Source organism: Chryseobacterium cupriresistens, assembly GCF_046614675.1.
GTDB lineage: Bacteria > Bacteroidota > Bacteroidia > Flavobacteriales > Weeksellaceae > Chryseobacterium > Chryseobacterium cupriresistens.
Genome location: NZ_JBKKJT010000055.1, coordinates 1 through 279 on the forward strand (window position 1 = coordinate 1; position 279 = coordinate 279).

Annotated in this window: 1 protein-coding gene; it reads right to left on the reverse strand. The window is 65.2% G+C overall.

Annotated features, from left to right (window positions below; translation table 11 throughout):
* Positions 1-93 precede the first annotated feature (93 nt).
* Positions 94-279 (reverse strand): response regulator (locus ACLI50_RS22640; protein WP_411414687.1); only part of this gene is annotated, 186 nt, incomplete at its 5' end.

The following is a 279-nucleotide window of genomic DNA, read 5'->3' on the forward strand; positions in this document are numbered from 1 at the left end:
TGGTGACGAGCCCGTCACGGATCTGCCTGCGGAACTTCTGCAGGATCAGCGCCTCGAGATCAGGCTCGTCATCGACGAAGAGGATGGTTGGGGTCATGCCGCCTGCTCGAGCCTCGTATCGATCTGCTGGCGCAGCAGCGCGAAATCGATCGGCTTGGTGAGAAGCCCGGTGGCGCCGCGCTCGATCGCCTTGCGGCGCGTCTCGGCATCGCCGTAGGCCGTGATCATGATGACGGGAACGTCGGGACGCTCGGCGCGCACCTTGGGCAGCATGTCGAG